General features: G+C 74.5%; 17 protein-coding genes. 8 read left to right on the top strand and 9 right to left on the bottom strand.

The annotated features are described in order from the left end of the window. From J7462_RS03610 to J7462_RS03600, 3 genes are read left to right on the top strand one after another with little or no spacing between them, the layout of a single operon-like run. Entirely contained in the window at positions 1-732 is a 732-nt protein-coding gene (locus J7462_RS03610; protein ID WP_219461788.1) for an ABC transporter permease, read from the top strand. A 21-nt stretch (positions 733-753) separates the two neighbouring features. Further along, on the top strand, positions 754-1,908 hold the full coding sequence (locus J7462_RS03605; protein WP_219461786.1) for a sensor histidine kinase: 1,155 nt from the start codon (positions 754-756) through the stop codon (positions 1,906-1,908). After that, entirely contained in the window at positions 1,905-2,510 is a 606-nt protein-coding gene (locus J7462_RS03600; protein ID WP_219461784.1) for a response regulator transcription factor, read from the top strand. Before J7462_RS03605 ends, J7462_RS03600 begins: the two co-directional genes overlap by 4 nt. Positions 2,511-2,535: 25 nt before the next feature. On the opposite strand, the gene J7462_RS03595 is transcribed toward J7462_RS03600, so the two are convergent. The 4 genes from J7462_RS03595 to J7462_RS03580 form a co-directional block, all read right to left on the bottom strand. After that, on the bottom strand, positions 2,536-3,132 hold the full coding sequence (locus tag J7462_RS03595; protein WP_219461782.1) for a GNAT family N-acetyltransferase: 597 nt from the start codon (positions 3,130-3,132) through the stop codon (positions 2,536-2,538). A gap of 32 nt (positions 3,133-3,164) precedes the next feature. Beyond that, positions 3,165-4,271: a winged helix DNA-binding domain-containing protein gene (locus J7462_RS03590; RefSeq protein WP_219461780.1), complete on the bottom strand. Its 1,107-nt coding sequence runs from the start codon at positions 4,269-4,271 to the stop codon at positions 3,165-3,167. A gap of 128 nt (positions 4,272-4,399) precedes the next feature. Then, on the bottom strand, positions 4,400-5,056 hold the full coding sequence (locus J7462_RS03585; RefSeq protein WP_208566070.1) for a response regulator transcription factor: 657 nt from the start codon (positions 5,054-5,056) through the stop codon (positions 4,400-4,402). Next, positions 5,044-6,270 (bottom strand): sensor histidine kinase, encoded by a 1,227-nt coding sequence (locus J7462_RS03580; protein ID WP_219461778.1) that lies wholly within the window; start codon positions 6,268-6,270, stop codon positions 5,044-5,046. Before J7462_RS03580 ends, J7462_RS03585 begins: the two co-directional genes overlap by 13 nt. A 169-nt stretch (positions 6,271-6,439) precedes the next feature. Between J7462_RS03580 and J7462_RS03575 the strand changes: the two genes are divergently transcribed. After that, entirely contained in the window at positions 6,440-6,649 is a 210-nt protein-coding gene (locus tag J7462_RS03575; RefSeq protein WP_219461776.1) for a hypothetical protein, read from the top strand. Between the two features lie 77 nt (positions 6,650-6,726). On the opposite strand, the gene J7462_RS03570 is transcribed toward J7462_RS03575, so the two are convergent. The 4 genes from J7462_RS03570 to J7462_RS03555 form a co-directional block, all read right to left on the bottom strand. Next, on the bottom strand, positions 6,727-7,740 hold the full coding sequence (locus J7462_RS03570; protein WP_219461775.1) for a HEAT repeat domain-containing protein: 1,014 nt from the start codon (positions 7,738-7,740) through the stop codon (positions 6,727-6,729). Positions 7,741-7,744: 4 nt separating this feature from the next. Beyond that, positions 7,745-8,407 carry a HEAT repeat domain-containing protein gene (locus tag J7462_RS03565; protein ID WP_219461772.1) on the bottom strand — a complete coding sequence of 221 codons (663 nt, stop codon included), beginning with the start codon at positions 8,405-8,407 and terminating at the stop codon, positions 7,745-7,747. Positions 8,408-8,503: 96 nt separating this feature from the next. Continuing rightward, complete coding sequence (locus J7462_RS03560; RefSeq protein ID WP_219461768.1) at positions 8,504-9,247, bottom strand: YqjF family protein; 744 nt, start codon at positions 9,245-9,247, stop codon at positions 8,504-8,506. A 39-nt stretch (positions 9,248-9,286) separates the two neighbouring features. Beyond that, a complete protein-coding gene (locus J7462_RS03555) occupies positions 9,287-10,195 on the bottom strand; it encodes a bile acid:sodium symporter family protein (protein ID WP_219461766.1) in 909 nt (302 codons plus the stop codon). A gap of 164 nt (positions 10,196-10,359) precedes the next feature. Between J7462_RS03555 and J7462_RS03550 the strand changes: the two genes are divergently transcribed. The 4 genes from J7462_RS03550 (at position 10,360) to J7462_RS03535 (ending at position 14,786) form a co-directional block, all read left to right on the top strand. Further along, positions 10,360-11,346 carry a hypothetical protein gene (locus J7462_RS03550; RefSeq protein ID WP_219461763.1) on the top strand — a complete coding sequence of 329 codons (987 nt, stop codon included), beginning with the start codon at positions 10,360-10,362 and terminating at the stop codon, positions 11,344-11,346. Between the two features lie 180 nt (positions 11,347-11,526). After that, the gene (locus tag J7462_RS32895; protein WP_219461759.1) at positions 11,527-13,542 is read left to right on the top strand and encodes a phage tail sheath C-terminal domain-containing protein; all 2,016 of its coding nucleotides are present in this window, start codon (positions 11,527-11,529) and stop codon (positions 13,540-13,542) included. A gap of 12 nt (positions 13,543-13,554) precedes the next feature. Next, positions 13,555-14,073, top strand: coding sequence for a phage tail protein (locus J7462_RS03540; RefSeq protein ID WP_208566079.1), 519 nt, complete (start codon positions 13,555-13,557; stop codon positions 14,071-14,073). Further along, a complete protein-coding gene (locus J7462_RS03535) occupies positions 14,070-14,786 on the top strand; it encodes a hypothetical protein (protein ID WP_219461743.1) in 717 nt (238 codons plus the stop codon). The genes J7462_RS03540 and J7462_RS03535 overlap by 4 nt, the downstream gene beginning before the upstream one ends. A 4-nt stretch (positions 14,787-14,790) precedes the next feature. On the opposite strand, the gene J7462_RS03530 is transcribed toward J7462_RS03535, so the two are convergent. Beyond that, complete coding sequence (locus tag J7462_RS03530; protein WP_219461741.1) at positions 14,791-15,192, bottom strand: hypothetical protein; 402 nt, start codon at positions 15,190-15,192, stop codon at positions 14,791-14,793. Positions 15,193-15,327 lie beyond the last annotated feature (135 nt).

Raw genomic sequence — 15,327 nt, 5'->3', positions numbered from 1 at the left:
ATGCGCGCCTATCTGCGCTTCGAGCTACGTCGCCTGGCCCGGGACCCGCGGCTGGCGCTGTTCACCGTGCTGGGCCCGGTCGTCACCTACGTGATCTTCTCGGGCCTGCTTCCGGCGGGCGACCGGCTGGAGGGCGTCACCGCCGCCGCCGCGCTCATGGTCGGCCTGGCCGGCTACGGCGCGATGGCCGGGGTGCTCTCGGTGGGCTCGTCGGTGGCCCAGGAACGCGCGGTGCGCTGGCTGCACCAACTGCGGGTCACCCCGCTGTCCCCCCGCCGGGTGGTCGCGGTGAAGGCCCTGGTCAGCACCGTGAGCGGGGTGCCGTCGCTGGTCGCGGTGGGTATCGCCGGACGCCTCCAGCACCACGTCGAGCTACCCGCCGGCAGGTGGGCGGCCCTGCTGGTGCTGATGTGGGTCGGCACGGTGCCGTTCGCGCTGCTCGGGCTCGCCATTGGGTACGGCCTCACCCCGCAGCTCGCCCAGCCGGTCAACTTCCTCGCCTTCCTCAGCCTGTCGGTGCTCGGCGGACTGCTGGTGCCGGCGGCGTACTTTCCCGACCTGCTGCGGCACCTGGCACACACGCTGCCGACGTACCGGTTCGCCGAACTCGGTTGGCGTACGGCGGCCGGCCTGACCCCCGATCCGACCGGACTGGCGGTGCTCGCCGGGTGGACGGTGGCCTTCGGGGTGCTCGCCGCGGTGGCGTACCGCCGGTCGACCGCGCGTCGCTGAGCTCCCGCTACGGTGTCGACCATGCCCGGTGCCACGATCGCGGCCCCCGCCACCGGCCGCCGCCGGCGGCGGGGACTCCTGCTGGTGGCGTCGCATACGCTCTGGTTCTGGCTGCTGCTGCCACCGTCCACCGCGATCGTCCAGGGGCAGGTACGCCCGACGGCGGTCGCGGCGGTCGGGCTGGTCACCTTCGCGCTGCTCTACCTCGCGCTGGTGGCGGTGCCGGTGGCCGACCTGGTGCTGCCGCCCGTGCTGTTCCACCTCGGCCTGCTGGTGTTCGCGGCGCTCGGGGTGGGCCTCGCGGGCGCGTACGCCGGTGGCCCGCAGGGCTGGCTGATCCTGCTGACGTACGTCGCGACGGCCGGTGCGGTCGGGCTGGTCCGGCCGAGCCGGGGGTTCGCCTGGGTCGGCGGCAGTGCCGCTGCCGTCCTGATGATCGGGGTGGCGCACCGGGTGCCGGTCGGTGACATCGCCGCCTCGGCACTGATCACGGTGCTGGCAGGCACCATGACCCTGGCCTTCACCCGGACGGCCCGACTGGTGGCGGAGCTGCGCCGCACCCAGCAGGAGCTGGCCCGGACGGCGGTCGAGCAGGAGCGGCTACGGTTCGCCCGGGACCTGCACGATCTCCTCGGCCACACACTGTCACTCGTGGTGGTGAAGGCGGAGGTGGTGCGCCGGCTCGTCCCGACCGATCCGGGGCGGGCAGCGGCAGAGGCCCGGGACATCGAGCGCATCGGCCGTACCGCGCTCGCCGAGGTACGCGAGGCGGTCACCGGCTACCGGGACCGCAGCTTCGATCGGGAACTGGACGGTGCCCGGACCGCCCTCGCCGACGGCGGAATCACCGTCACCGTGCGGCAACCCGGCGGGCCGCTGCCGGTGGAGGCGGACGACGCGTTCGGCTGGGTGCTGCGGGAAGGAGTGACGAACGTGCTGCGGCACAGCCGTGCGTCGCGTTGCGAGATCGAGGTGCGCGCCGACGCCGAGGAGTCGGTGCTGACCATCGGCGACGACGGTGTCGGCGGCCGGCCCGAGCCGGGCAACGGCCTGCGGGGTCTCACCGAACGGCTCGCACGGGCGGGCGGGGAACTGCACGTCACCTCCGTCCGTGGCGGCGGTGTGCGGCTCACCGCCCGGATTCCCACCGGCACGCACGGGGCGGCGCGCGGATGATCCGGCTGCTGCTCGCCGAGGACCAGGGCATGATGCGCGGCGCACTGGCCCTGCTGCTCAACCTCGAACCCGACATGGAGGTGGTGGCCGAGGCCGGCACCGGCACCGCCGCGTTGGCGGCGGCCCTGCGGGTCCGCCCCGACGTGGCCCTGTTGGACATCGAGATGCCCGCCGGCAGCGGGCTGGACACCGCGGCGGCGTTGCGGCAGCAGCTGCCCTCCTGCCGGGTCCTGATCCTCACCACGTTCGGGCGGCCCGGCTACCTGCGCCGGGCGATGGAGGCCGGGGCGCGGGGATTCCTGGTCAAGGACGGGCCGGTGGAGGAGTTGGCGGTGGCGGTCCGCCGGGTGCTCGCCGGTGAGCGGGTGATCGATCCGGCGCTGGCGGCGGCGGCCCTGGCGACCGGCCCGAACCCGCTCACCGAACGGGAACGGGAGGTGCTCGTCGCCGCCGTTGACGGTGCCACGGTGGCTGACGTCGCCGCCCGACTGCACCTGTCGGAGAGCACGGTCCGCAACTACCTGTCGGCTGCGATCGGCAAGACGGGCACCCGCAACCGGATCGAGGCGGCCCACACCGCCCGCGCCAACGGCTGGCTCTGACCGCCCCTGGCCCGGGGTGCCGGTGTCAGCCGGCTGGTCGATCGCCCCGGATGCGGGCGTGCAGGTGCATGTCGTGCCGACCGTCGGCGTGCACGGCGTCGCTGCGCTTGGTGCCCTCCAGCAGGAACCCGGCGCGCAGCGCGGTCCGGCAGGAGGCGACGTTACGGGTCGAGTGGTCCAGGTGCAGCCGGTGGAAGCCCGCCCCGTCCAGCGCCCAGTCGCCAAGCGCCGTCAACGCCCGGGAGGCCACCCCCGCCCGGCGGGCGGCGGGAAGCACCCAGTACGCGCACCCGGCGACACCGTCATCGAGATCCATACTGGTCAGGGCGATCCGGCCGAGCACCTCGACGCCGTCGCGGGTCACCGCCCAACTGGCACCGGTCTCCCGCGCCCAGGCCTGCTGGTATTCCACGAACCACTGCCGGACCTGACTCTCGGAGGCCGGATGACGGGTGTGCCAGTGCCGGATCTCCGGATCCCGGTAGGCGGCCAGGAACACCGGGGCGTCGGACGGCTCCCAGGGACGCAGGACCAGGCCACCCGGCGCGGTGAGGGTCGGCTGCACACCGGCGGCGACGGCCCCGGCGGGGATGGCCGGTGGTGTGGAAAGAGGGACCCGCACGCCTCATCCTCCCCCGCTGCCGTGGGCCGGTGTCAAACTCCGCCCGGCACGTCGACGTCGACGTCGACGCGGGCGAGGTCCCGGTGGGCGGCGAGGCGTTGCGCCTGCGCGACGATGGCGTCGTGGACGGCGGCGGACAGCTTCCGCCATGGCTGGACGGCGAGTGTCAGCGCCCGGCCGGTCTTACGGGGCCGCCAGGTGCCGACGATCTCACCACCGGCCAGGACGGCGCCGGGGCGGCCCAGCACCGGCCACAACTGCTTGGCGTGGGCCGCGTCCGGCACCAGGGTCGCCCGGTCCCGCGCCTGCAGGAACAGGTCGAACGGGCCGAGCAGGCGCACGGCCGTGGTGTCGGCGGCACCGGCGAGCGCCGGCTCGTCGGCGGCGAGCAGCGAGCGGGCCTCCCCGTCGACCCGTACCTCGACCACGTCCTGCGGCCAGCGGGCCCGCACGTCCCTGACCGGGGCGTCGAGGTAGTCGGCGACCTGCTTGGGGGTGGCCGGGCCGAGCAGCCGCAGGTAGGCGCGGACCAGGTCGAACCGGTCGCCGGGCGGGGCGGGGCGGGTGAACCCGGGGATGTGGTGCAGGACCGGTGGCGAGGTGCCGGGGCGCAGCTCCAGCCCGGCCCGCACGGCCGCCAGCCGGAACGGCATCTCGTAGAGGTGGGTGGCGGCGCAGGGGCGGCAGAACCGCAGGTAGGGCTCGGGCAGCAGCGCAGCCAGCCGCCCGGAGACGTCGCCCTTGACCGTCGGGGTGGTGACCACGTCCCGCATCCGCGCCGCCACCTCGTCGAGGGCGGCCAGGATGCCGATGCCGGCGGCCTTCAGCGGCCGGGCGGCGTCGTAGATGCGTTTGGCCGCGTCCGCTTCGGAGTACGGCGCGACCGCCCCCGCCACCTCGGCCACGTCGGCGCGACGGTAGAGGTGCGGCGCACCGCGCGCGGTCCAGAGCAGGATCAGGTCGTCCGCGACCGGGGCCGTCACCTCGACCCCGCGCAGCGCGAGGGCCCACCGGCCGCCGTCCGGGCCGGTGTCCTGCACCCCGAGGTCGAGCACGGCGGTGTCCGCCAGCGTGCCCTCGGCCCGGTCGAGTTGCTGTGCGCGGGCGCGGAAATGCAGCACCTGCCGCCGGTCGATCATCCGGTCAGCCTAGGCGGCACCCCCGACAGAACTCGGCACCGTAGCCCACCGGCACGCCGATCAGCAGTCGGTTCAGCCGGGCGCCCAGCGCCAGTTCGGTGCCGGCCGGGGCCGGGGCACCGCAGGCGCTACCGTCGGCCGCCGTCGAGGTAGCGCAGCACCGCGGTGACCCGGCGGTCGGCCCGGTCGTCGGGGGGCAGCTGGAGCTTGGCGAAGATGCTGCGGATGTGCTTGTGCACCGCGCCCTCGGTGACGTACAACCGCTCGGCGATCGCCGTGTTGCCGAGCCCCTCGGCCATCAGCCCCAGCACCTCGCGCTCACGCGGCGACAGCTCTCCCAGTGCCGCGTCCGGCCTGCGGTGGCGGGCCAGAAACTGCCCCACCACCTCCGGGTCGATCACACTGCCGCCGTCGGCGACCCGGTGCAGCGCGGCGAGGAACTCCTCGACCCGACCCACCCGCTCCTTCAACAGGTAGCCGAGCCCGACCGCACCGACCGAGAACAGGTCGGTGGCGAACGCCTGCTCCACGTACGCCGAAAGGACCAGCACCGCGAGGCCGGGCTGCCGGCGACGGGCCTCCACCGCAGCCACGATGCCCTCGTTGGTGTGCGTCGGCGGCATCCGCACGTCCACGATCGCCACGTCCGGCGCGTACGCGTCGACCGCGGCCAGGAACTCACCCGGGTTGCCCGCCGTGGCGACCACGTCCAGGTCCTCCGCCCGCAGCAGCAGCGCCAGCCCCTCCCGCAGCAGCGGGTCGTCCTCGGCGATCACGATCCGCACGGCAACTCCACCTCCAGTCTCGTCGGCCCACCCTTGGTGCTGGTCAGGGTCATCCGGCCGTCGTACGCCCCGACCCGCCGACGGATGCCGGTCAACCCCGAGCCGCGCGTCTCGTCGACGTCGCCGCGCCCGTCGTCCTCGACGGTCACCGACAACCGGCCCTGCTCGCGGCGTACGGTCACGTCGACCCGACCCGCGCCGCTGTGCCGGACCACGTTGGTCAACGCCTCGGCCACCACGAAGTAGGCGGTGGCCTCCACCGAGACGGCGCAGCGTACCGGCACGTCGACCGTGAGCCGGCAGGGCACCGCGCAACTGCCGGCCAGCCCGGCCAGGGCACCGGCGAGGCCCCGGTCGTCCAGCACGGGCGGCAGGATGCCCCGCACCACGGTACGCAACTCGCCGAGCGCCTGTTCCGCCGCGTCCTGCGCCCGCCCGAGGATCTCGTCGGCCCGGTCCGGGTCCCGCCGCACCGCCCGGCGGGCCGCCCCCAGCAGCACGTTGACCGCGACCAGCCGGTTCTGGGTGCCGTCGTGCAGGGCACGTTCGATGCGACGCAGTTCCACCGCGTGGGCGTCCAGCGCCGCAGCCCGGGTGGCGGTCAACTCGGCGACCCGCAACGACAGGTCGATGCCCGGCGGCGGAGGCAGCAACCACCGTCCCGGCCGGGCCTGGAGGCGGGCCAACGGCGGACCGAGCGCGACCACGGCGACCAGCCAGCCCAACCCGAGCAACCCGACCAGGAGTGCCTCGGCCGGCCCGTCGATGCGCCACCAGACGATCCCCGGCGCCCCCGCCCCGGGCGGCAGCAGCCGGTACCACAGCGGGAACGTGAGGTCCTGCACGGCGTAGAGCGGCAGAGCGAGGCCGAGCAGCCCGCTGGCCAGGCCGGTGACCGCGTGCAGCGCGACCCAGCCGAGTTCCCGCCGGACGAACGGGTCGCGCACCGCCACCCGCAGCTCGGCCGGCACCGGGCCCGGGGCGGGGAGCTGCGTGCCCCAGCGGGACAGCCGGACACGCTCGCGGTCGGCCACCGAGCGTACCGCCCGCAGCGCGCCGGGTGCCGCCGGCAGCCCCACCCAGACCAGGCAGGCCGTCGCGACGAGCAACACCCACAGCAGCGCAGCCAACGCCAGCAGTGCGGTGGCCAACCCGCCGACGAGGTGTTCGAGGGCGTCGACCGAGGCACGAGCCCGGTCCCGCAGGTGTGTCATCGGAAGACCTCCCGCGCCAACATAGGCCACCGGGCGGGCGGCCCGGCACCGTCGGCGCGGAAAGTAGCGCCTGCTGTACCGCCGCCGGTCGCGCTGGCGGGATCGTGCCCGACCCACCGCCACGCCTAGCGTCAACCTGGTCGAACACCCGCCGCCCGAGGAGGCAGCCATGACCGATCCGTACCGCATCGCCGACGCCCCGACCAAGCCGGAAGCCGACCTGCTCCGCCCGCTGCTGTGGCTGGTGCTGGTCGTCAGCCTCGCCGCCAACGCGGCGCTGACGACCGTGTTCGACAACCAGTGGGCCGGCTCCGCCTGCGGCCTGCTGGCGGTGCTCTGCGCCGGGACGCTGCTCGCCCGGCACCGCCGCGCCCGGTGACCGGCGCACGGGACGCGGGCCCGCCCCTCCCCGGCCACGGGGCAGGGGATGGGCCGGCCGCCTCCGCCGGCCGGCGCTCAGCGGCCGTCGGGGGCGGCGCGGAGGGTGAGCACGTAGCTCGCGGTGAGCGCGACGACCCGGTCGTCGTCCCCGGTCAGCCCGGCCAGGGCCCCCGACGTCGTGTCCCCCGGGATGTCCGCGAGCGCCTGGATCAGCCGACGCCGTGCCGACGCCCCGAGATCTGCCTGGGTGAGCAGGCCGATCAGGCGCGCGGCGATCCGCTCCGCCGTGGCGGGATCGGTCGCCAGCGCGCTCAGCGCGTCGGCGGCGTCGACGTCGTTCACCTCGGCGACGACCATGTCGACGAGCGTCGGCACGGCGTCGGGCTCGCCACGGACGCCGAGCGCCAGCGCCGCGTACCTGCCGACCACGGGGTCCGGGTGGCGCAGGGCGTCGCGGAGCAACGCGGTGGCGTCCCCACCCGGGATCTCGACGATGGCCCGGACGGCACGTTCCCGCACCCCGGCCTCGGGTGCGTCGAGCCCCTCCGCCAGCAGGGGCAACCCGTCGACGCCCAGGTGGGCGAGCGCCCAGCGCAGCGCCCCGGCGACGTTCGGGTCGGACTCGTCCAGCACCGCCGTGACCAGTGCCTCCACCGGCACCGGTACCTCACCGACCGAGGCCAGCGCCGCGCGTTGACGCTGCTCCGCGCGCGGTGAGCCCAGGTCGCGCAGGAGCGCGACGACCTGCAGGACGTCCTGCCAGTCGGCGGGCCCGGCGGCGTCGATCCGCCGGAGGCGGGTGAGCAGCTCCCGCTCCGCGGTGATGCGCGCCCGGGTCTGCCGGATGAGGTCGTCGACGAGTTCCGCAGGGGTGAAGGCGGGGTCGTCGAGCGCCCGTCCCACCGCCCGCAGTGACAACCCCAGCGAGCGCAGGCTCTCGATGTGGAAGATCCGGCGAAGGTCCGCGCCGGAGTACTCGCGGTAACCGACGCCGCTACGACCGGTCGGTCGCAGCAGTCCGAGCGACTCGTAGTGCCTGAGCATCCGGGCGCTGACCCCGCAGCGTCGCGACACGTCACCGATCAGCACCGCCTCACCCCGGCCCGCCGGTCCCGCCGAGCGCCACGATGCGCGTCGCCTCCCCGAGGGAGAACTCGAATCCGGCGTCCGGGTCGCGCAACAGCCGCTGCGTGGCGGCCGCGTGCGCGCGTACCCGGGGATCCGGATGCGTCCCGGCGGCGTGCAGGACCGGCGGGACGACCTCGCCGAGCGCGGACAACGCCCGGCTGAGGCTCAGCCACGTCGCCCGGTCGCCCCGCCCGAGCTGGGTGGCCAGCACCTCGGCCAGTCCGGACCCCGCGCCGTCGGGCACCAGGGCGACCGCCGCCCGCCAGGCGCTGCGTGCCACCTCGTCGTCGGGGTCGGTCAGCAGGGCCCGGGTGATCGCCGGCCAGGCCCGCCGGTCCCCGATCTTGGACAGCGTGTGCAACGCCTGACTGCGGGTCTGCGCCCGGGTCGACCCCAGGGCGGCGACGAGCCGGGGCACCGTCGCCTCCGGCGGGTGACGGGTGAGCGCCCAGGTCAACATCTCGCGGACGGAGAAGTCCGGTTCGGTCCCGCAGCGGGCGACGAGCGGGTCGACGAAAGCCGGGTCGGGGGTGGTGCCGACCGCCAGCGCGGCCCGCAGCCGCACCGACGGGTCACCACTCGCCAGCCCCCGCAGCGCCCGCGTCGGGTCCACTTCCGATCTGGTCATCCGGACCACCTCCCCGACGCAGTGTCGACCCTGACACCGTGTCAGGGTCAACCGGAGTCCCGCTGCGTCCGCCCGATCCGACGGGTGTCCGCCGGGTCACCGGGGCCGGCGCAGGACGACCGGTGGACCGAACCGGACCGGCACGCCGGGTGAGTACAGCATGCTGACCGGCGGTCCGGTCGGCGCCGGCAGTCCGGCGGCGGTGACCAGTTCGTCGTCCAGGTGCAGCAGCTCGGCCCGGTGCAACGGCCACTGCGGATGCCAGTTCGGCAGGTGCAGGGTGCGCCCGTACGCCCGGGTGTGCAGGCCCCACCGGGCGGTGAGGAAGTGCTCCAGCGGGGTCGGCCGGTGGATCGGCGCACCCACCCGGACCACCATCCGGCTGGTCGTCCCGGCCGGCCCTGGCCAGCGCCGACGACACCGGTAGCTGCGCAGGTCACCGTCGTGGTCCAGGCGCATCGCCGACCACAGGTACGGCAGCCCCAGGGTGACCCGGGCGACCAGCACCGGGATCAGCCGGGACGCGTCGAGGGACCGGAACACCACGGCCCGCCGACCGGCCTGGTCCACCGAGTAGAGCCGCACGTTGGTCTCCCGGAAGGTCCCCAGGTACGGCACGGCGGGCCCCCGGCCGAAACCCAGGCCGACCATTCGGAAGCCGATCAGTCCGACGTGGGTGGTTCCGTCGACGGTGTCCGGACGGGTACCGGCCGGCAGCAGCGGCGCGACGAGTTCCGGGGCGACCGCCCAGTGCAGGAAGGTCAGGTCCGCCCACCGCTGGCGCAGCAGCGTACGGGGGAACGTCTGGACGGGTGCGGGGACGACCGGTTCGATCTGCACGCACCCATCCTGCTCCACCGCCCCGGCCGGTGGGACGGGTCAGCGGAGGGTCCGTCGGCCCGTCTGCCCGGCGACGGTGGACGAGGGGGCGGCGGAGCGACGGGCGACGACGAGCCCGAAGGCGGCGGCGGTGAAGAACATGAGGCTGCCGTAGACCACCGACGGCATGGCCATCGTGGCGTTGTCGAGCAGGGTCGGACTCATCCCGATGGTGATGGCCAGGGTGGCGTTGTGCAGGCCGATCTCGAAGGATGAGGCGACCGAGTCCCGGTGCCCGGCCCGCAGCAGCCGGGGCGCGAGGTAGCCGACGGCGAGGCTGGTCAGGTTGAACAGCACCACGACCCCGATGAGCTCCCCGAGGGTGGCCAGCACGTCGTCCTTGATGCCGGCCACCGCCCCCACGATGATCACCGCCAGGACGAGCACGGAAATGATCTTCACCGGGCGCTCCATCCGCAGGGCGAAGGCGGTGAACCGACGCCGCAGTAACATCCCGATGGCGATCGGGATCAGGACCAGCGCGAAGACCTGCACCACCTTGCCGAACTGGAGGCCGATCGTGCTGTCCGCACCGACGAAACCGGCCACCGACAGGTTGACGATCAACGGGAGGGTGAACAGGGCCAGCACCGAGTTGATCGCGGTCAACGACACGTTGAGCGCGACGTTGCCCCGGAACAGGTGGCTGTAGAGACCGGCGGTGCTGCCGCCCGGCGAGGCGGCGAGCAGCATCATCCCCACCGCCAGCTCCGGGCGCAGACCGAAGGCGGCCACCAGGCCCAGGCAGATCGCCGGCAGGACCAGCATCTGGCAACCCAGGCAGATCAGCACCACCCGGGGCTGGCGGGCCACCAGGCGGAAGTCCTCGACGGTCAGGCTGAGACCGATGCCCAGCATGACGATGCCGAGGGCGACCGGAAAGAGGGCGAGCGACAACCCGGAACCCATGACCCACCACCCTGCCCCACGGGATTGACGTCTTTCACTGCATCCTGGCAGCGGCCAGCCCCGCCGGTCATCTCGCCGCATGCTCATCCACTCCCGACGGCCGGTGTCGAGTAGCCGACGGTCGCCCGGGGTGAACGGCTGCGCACGCCTGACATGATTACTCCATGTCAGCGTCTGACCACACCGAAGACGCCGCCGTCGACCCGGCGCGTCGCACGCAGGACCGCCCCGCCGACCAGAAGCGCCCCGCCGACCAAGAGCACCCCGCCGGACAGGAGCGCCCCGCCGGACAGGAGCGCAGCGCGCAACAGCAACGGGCAGTCGACGCCGAACCCGCCCGCCCCGACGACCGGGACGGCAACTCCGGTCCCCCTGGCAGCAGCGCGGACGAGCCGCCGGTCGACGCCCGACCGACGCGCCGACAACGACTGGTCCGGTCCATTCCGACCGTCGTCGCCGTCCTCGCCGGGGCGGTGGGGGTGGTGGGCGGTGTCGTGACGTTGATCCCGCACCGGCCCCCGTCCTCGCCTTTCGCCGAGTCGGCCTTCTCCGAGTCGTTCAACTCGCCGCTGGCCGACCCGCAGGAAGCCGACCGGTACTACGCGAGTTGGACCGACCCCGACGGCGACCGCGATCCGGACGACGCCTGGACCACTCAGGTGGACACCGGCAACGGCCTGTTCCGGCTCACCAACCGGGCCGACCGCAACGCCGTGCGCTACCACTGGGTCAGCGTCCGGGACCACCGCACCGGCACGGCGCTCGACGCCGCCGACCGACCGGTCACCGTCGACGTCCGGATTCCCGAGCACGGCACCCCGGCAAGCTCGGCGGGCCTGCTCTACCGGACCACCGAGCAACCCCGGGCGTACTACGCCTTCCTGGTCTCGCCCGACGGCACCTACTCGTTCGCCGTCCGTCGGCCGAGCGGCGGCGGACTGTCCTACCGGTTCACCGAGGCCTCGGACCGGATCCGGCCCGGCGGCTGGAACCGGATCGGGATCGTCGGCCACGGCGACCGGCTCGACCTCTACCTCGACGACACCCGGGTCAAGACGGTGCCGGCGGAGGAACTGACCGACGGGCAGAGCGGCGTCATCGCGACGAGCACCGGCGTCTTCGAATTCGACAACTTTCAGCTCTACCGGTGACCGGCGGGACACGTGCCGGAGGGGACCGGAGGCCGGCGCACCGACAACTCGTCTCCGTGAACCGGTGACGGCACCGGGTGTCGGGTAGCTGACGCGACGTAGTCGGGTGCCCGCTAGAGGTGGGTACGGCATGAGCGGAGGGTGACAACAGCCGACCCGCCACTGCGAGACGAGGTAGTCATGCCCGTCACTCCGAGCTATCCCGGCGTGTACATCGAGGAAGTCGCGAGTTCCGTCCGCCCCGTCATCGGCGTGGCGACCGGGGTGACCGCCTTCGTGGGATACGTCCGGACCGGACCGGAGCACCGGGCCGTCCGGGTGAACACCTTCGGCGAGTTCGAACGCCGGTTCGGCGGGGCCGACCGGGACTCCGAACTCAGCCTGGCCGTGCAGCAGTTCTTCCGCAACGGCGGGGCCGCCGCCCTGGTCGTGCGGGTGCCCCGCGTCGACGCCCGGGCCGCCTCGGTGACCCTGCTGGACAAGGTCGGCGCCGGGGCGAAGTCCGCGCTGCTGCTGGACGCGACGAGCACCGGAGCGTGGGGCAGCGGACTACTCGTCGACGTCGACCACGACGGGGCCGCCGACGCCACGTCGTTCAACCTGACCGTCACCGACACCGCCACCGGCGACACCGAACGGTTCACCGGTCTGTCCGCCGACCCGACCAGCGCCGCGTACGCGGTGGCCCTGCTCAACGACCCGGACCGGGGTTCGGCGCTGGTCCGGGCACGGGCCGGGGCCGCCGGGGCGGGACGACCGGTGCCCAGCGGCACGGTCGGCGCGGCGCTCGGCACGCCCACGGTGGACGCCGCCAAGAACTACCGGCTCACCGTGCAGCCCGACCGGCCCACCAAACCGGACCCGAACGACCCCGCCAAGACCGTGCCGGCGGTCGCCCCGGTGACCGTCACCGTGCTGACCAAGGGCGAGCGGCTGCCGTCCTCCCCGGCCGGGGTGGCCGCGCTGCTGCAGCGGAAGGTCAACACGGCGCTCGGCGCCGCCGACGGCGCGGCCGGCCTGCGGGTCCGGGTGGTACCCACCGCCGCCGGTGGGCTGCGCGTCCTCGGCGACGTGGACGCGTTGGTCGCCCCGGCGGCCGTGGACGCCGCCTTCACCGTCGCGGGGGTCACCCCCGCCGGTGACGTGGCCGACGGCGCGGCCCTGCTGGGCCTGTCAGGTGCTGCCACCAACGTCGGCCGGATCAGCCCGGTCGGCGTCAAGCGGCTCGGGCAGGGCGACCTGGTCACCGGTTCCGACGGCACCACCCTGCCCGGCACCGGCGCGCTGATCGGCAGCGAAGCCGCCTACACGGGCATCTACGCGCTGCTCAAGACCGACCTGTTCAACCTGCTCTGCATCCCCGACGCCACCCGCGCCAAGCACGGCGACCCCGGCGTCGTCGACAGCGGGCTGGACCCGGAGGCGGTCTGGTCGGCCGCCTACGACGTCTGCGAACGGCGGCGGGCGGTCCTGCTGGTCGACCCGCCGCCGGGAGTGGACGACCCGGACCGCGCCCTGGACTGGATCAACCAACTCGGGGTCAAGGGCCCCAACGCGGTGGCCCACTTCCCCCGGCTGCGCATCCCCGACCCCACCGACGGCTTCCGACCCCGCACCGTCGCCCCCGGCGGCACCCTCGCCGGCCTGTACGCCCGCCAGGACACCGAACGGGGCGTGTGGAAGGCACCGGCCGGCACCGAGGCACAGCTGCGGGGGGTGACCAGCCTGGTCTATCCGCTGACCGACGCCGAGAACGGTGTGCTCAACCCGTTGGGGCTCAACTGCCTGCGCACCTTCCCGGTGACCGGCACCGTCAACTGGGGCGCCCGCACCACCGCCGGCGCGGACGTGCTGGCCAGCCAGTGGAAGTACACCCCGGTCCGACGGCTCGCGCTCTACGTCGAGGAGAGCGTCTTCCGGGGCACCCAGTGGGCCGTCTTCGAGCCCAACGACGAGCCGTTGTGGTCCCAGCTGCGGCTGAACCTGACGTCGTTCATGCAGGACCTGTTCCGCAAGGGCGCGTTCGCCGGGCGCACGCCGCGCGAGGCGTACCTGGTGCGGTGCGACGCGGAGACCACCACCAGCGACGACCGGGACCGCGGCGTGGTCAACGTGGTCGTCGGGTTCGCCCCGCTCAAACCCGCCGAGTTCGTGATCGTGCGGATCCAGCAGCTCGCCGGCCAGAGCCCGTCCTGAGAGGTGTGAGTCATGGTGCAGTTCGCGGTCAACCCGACGCGCTTCGACCCGTACAAGAACTTCAAGTTCCGGGTGAAGTGGGACGGCCGCTACGTGGCCGGGGTCAGCAAGGTCAGCGCGCTGAAACGGACCACCGAGGTGGTCAAGCACCGCGACGGCGGCAACGCCTCGACCAGCCACAAGTCGCCGGGGCGTACCGAGTTCGAGGCGGTCACCCTGGAGCGGGGGCTGACCCACGACGCCGAATTCGCCCAGTGGGCCGGACGGATCTGGGCGCTGCACGCCGGGCTCGGCTCGGAGGTGTCCCTGGCCGACTTCCGCCGGGACATCACCATCGAGCTGCTCAACGAGGCCGGCCAGGTCGCCCAGTCGTACCGGCTGTTCCGCTGCTGGGTCTCGGAATACCAGGCGCTGCCGGAGCTGGACGCCAACGCCAACGCGGTGGCGATCGAGCACATCAAACTGGAGAACGAGGGCTGGGAACGCGACGAGGCGGTGCCCGAACCGGCCGAACCCCGGCTCGGGTCGTGACCGGGGGGCCGCCGCTGACCGAGGTGGCGCTGGTCGACGCCTGGGACAGCGCGCTCGGTCGGCCCGCGCCGGTCCGGGGGTTGCTGCTGCTCGGCCGGGCCGACGCCGACCGGCTGCCGGTGGGCGAGGTGACGGCGCTGCTGCTGGCCGCCGCCGGTGACTGGACGGGCGGCCGGGTGGCGGCCACGGTGGACTGCCGGGCCTGCCCGGAGCACCTGGAGGTGGCCCTCAGCGTCGCCGACCTGCTGGCCGCCGCGCCGGACCGCACCGACGCGGACCGGGCCGCCGGGCCGTTCACCCTCACCTGGCGGGGGCACCTGCTGAGCCTGCGGCTGCCCACCACCGTCGACCTGGCCGGGGCGGCCCGGGCCGGCGACGCGGCGGCGGCCGAACGGTGGTTGTTCGACGCCTGCCTGCTCGACGCCACCCCGCCGCTGGCCGACCCGTCCGCCGCGCTGCCGGCGGTGTCCGAGGCGATGGCCGAACGCGACCCGCTCGGCGTCGTCGCGGTCACGCTTACCTGTCCCGGCTGTGGCGGCAGCACCGAGGCACTGCTGGACGTGCCGGCCTGGGCGTGGCAGGCCGCCGACACCCGGGTCCGCCGGCTGCTCGACGAGGTGCACCGACTCGCCCGGGCCTACGGCTGGTCGGAGGCGCAGGTGCTGGGGCTGGGCCCGCACCGGCGGGCCGCGTACCTGGAGCGGGTCCCGTGACCGGCTACCTGGCCGCGCTGGCGGCGCTGGCCGTCGGCACCGCCCCCCGGCTGCGCCCGCGCGGCCACGGGCGTTTCGAACCGGACACCCCGCAGGTGGGCGGGTTCCTGGCCGACGAGCAGGAGTCGACGGCACCCCCGCCGGCCAGCCGGCCGGTCACCCCGCCGGTGCCGGACCCGTCGCCGACGCCCCACCCCCACGTCGCGGTGGCACCGCCCGGCCCGGTGGGGACACCCGCCCCACCGGCCGCACGGATGCCGGCCCCCGAACCACCGCACCCGGTGCCACCGCAGGGCAGCAACGCCGCAGGGCAGCAACGCCAGGTGGCCGGGCCGACCCCGGCGGCGGCGACCCGCCCACCCGCACCCGCACCCCTGCCCGCTCCGGCGACAGGTTCCGGCTCCACCCCGCCTGTCGGCGTGCCGACGGGCCGGGCCACGCCGCCCCGGCCGCCGGCCACCCCCGCCGCCGCGGAGCGGTCCCCGCAGCCATCCCGCCGGGACCACCACCCGGACCGGCCGCCGGCCCATACCCCCGCCCC

It is taken from the genome of Micromonospora sp. RL09-050-HVF-A (assembly GCF_019374995.1).
In the GTDB taxonomy this organism is placed as follows: Bacteria; Actinomycetota; Actinomycetes; order Mycobacteriales; family Micromonosporaceae; genus Micromonospora; species Micromonospora antibiotica.
This window is presented reverse-complemented; position numbering and strand designations above follow the sequence as displayed.

Coding starts and splice junctions, on each gene's coding strand:
- J7462_RS32895 (WP_219461759.1), top strand. CDS start 11,527: ATGCCCGTCACTCCGAGCTATCCCGGCGTGTACATCGAGGAAGTCGCG.
- J7462_RS03600 (WP_219461784.1), top strand. CDS start 1,905: ATGATCCGGCTGCTGCTCGCCGAGGACCAGGGCATGATGCGCGGCGCA.
- J7462_RS03610 (WP_219461788.1), top strand. CDS start 1: ATGCGCGCCTATCTGCGCTTCGAGCTACGTCGCCTGGCCCGGGACCCG.
- J7462_RS03540 (WP_208566079.1), top strand. CDS start 13,555: ATGGTGCAGTTCGCGGTCAACCCGACGCGCTTCGACCCGTACAAGAAC.
- J7462_RS03605 (WP_219461786.1), top strand. CDS start 754: ATGCCCGGTGCCACGATCGCGGCCCCCGCCACCGGCCGCCGCCGGCGG.
- J7462_RS03550 (WP_219461763.1), top strand. CDS start 10,360: ATGTCAGCGTCTGACCACACCGAAGACGCCGCCGTCGACCCGGCGCGT.
- J7462_RS03555 (WP_219461766.1), bottom strand. CDS start 10,195: ATGGGTTCCGGGTTGTCGCTCGCCCTCTTTCCGGTCGCCCTCGGCATC.
- J7462_RS03590 (WP_219461780.1), bottom strand. CDS start 4,271: ATGATCGACCGGCGGCAGGTGCTGCATTTCCGCGCCCGCGCACAGCAA.
- J7462_RS03565 (WP_219461772.1), bottom strand. CDS start 8,407: ATGACCAGATCGGAAGTGGACCCGACGCGGGCGCTGCGGGGGCTGGCG.
- J7462_RS03580 (WP_219461778.1), bottom strand. CDS start 6,270: ATGACACACCTGCGGGACCGGGCTCGTGCCTCGGTCGACGCCCTCGAA.
- J7462_RS03575 (WP_219461776.1), top strand. CDS start 6,440: ATGACCGATCCGTACCGCATCGCCGACGCCCCGACCAAGCCGGAAGCC.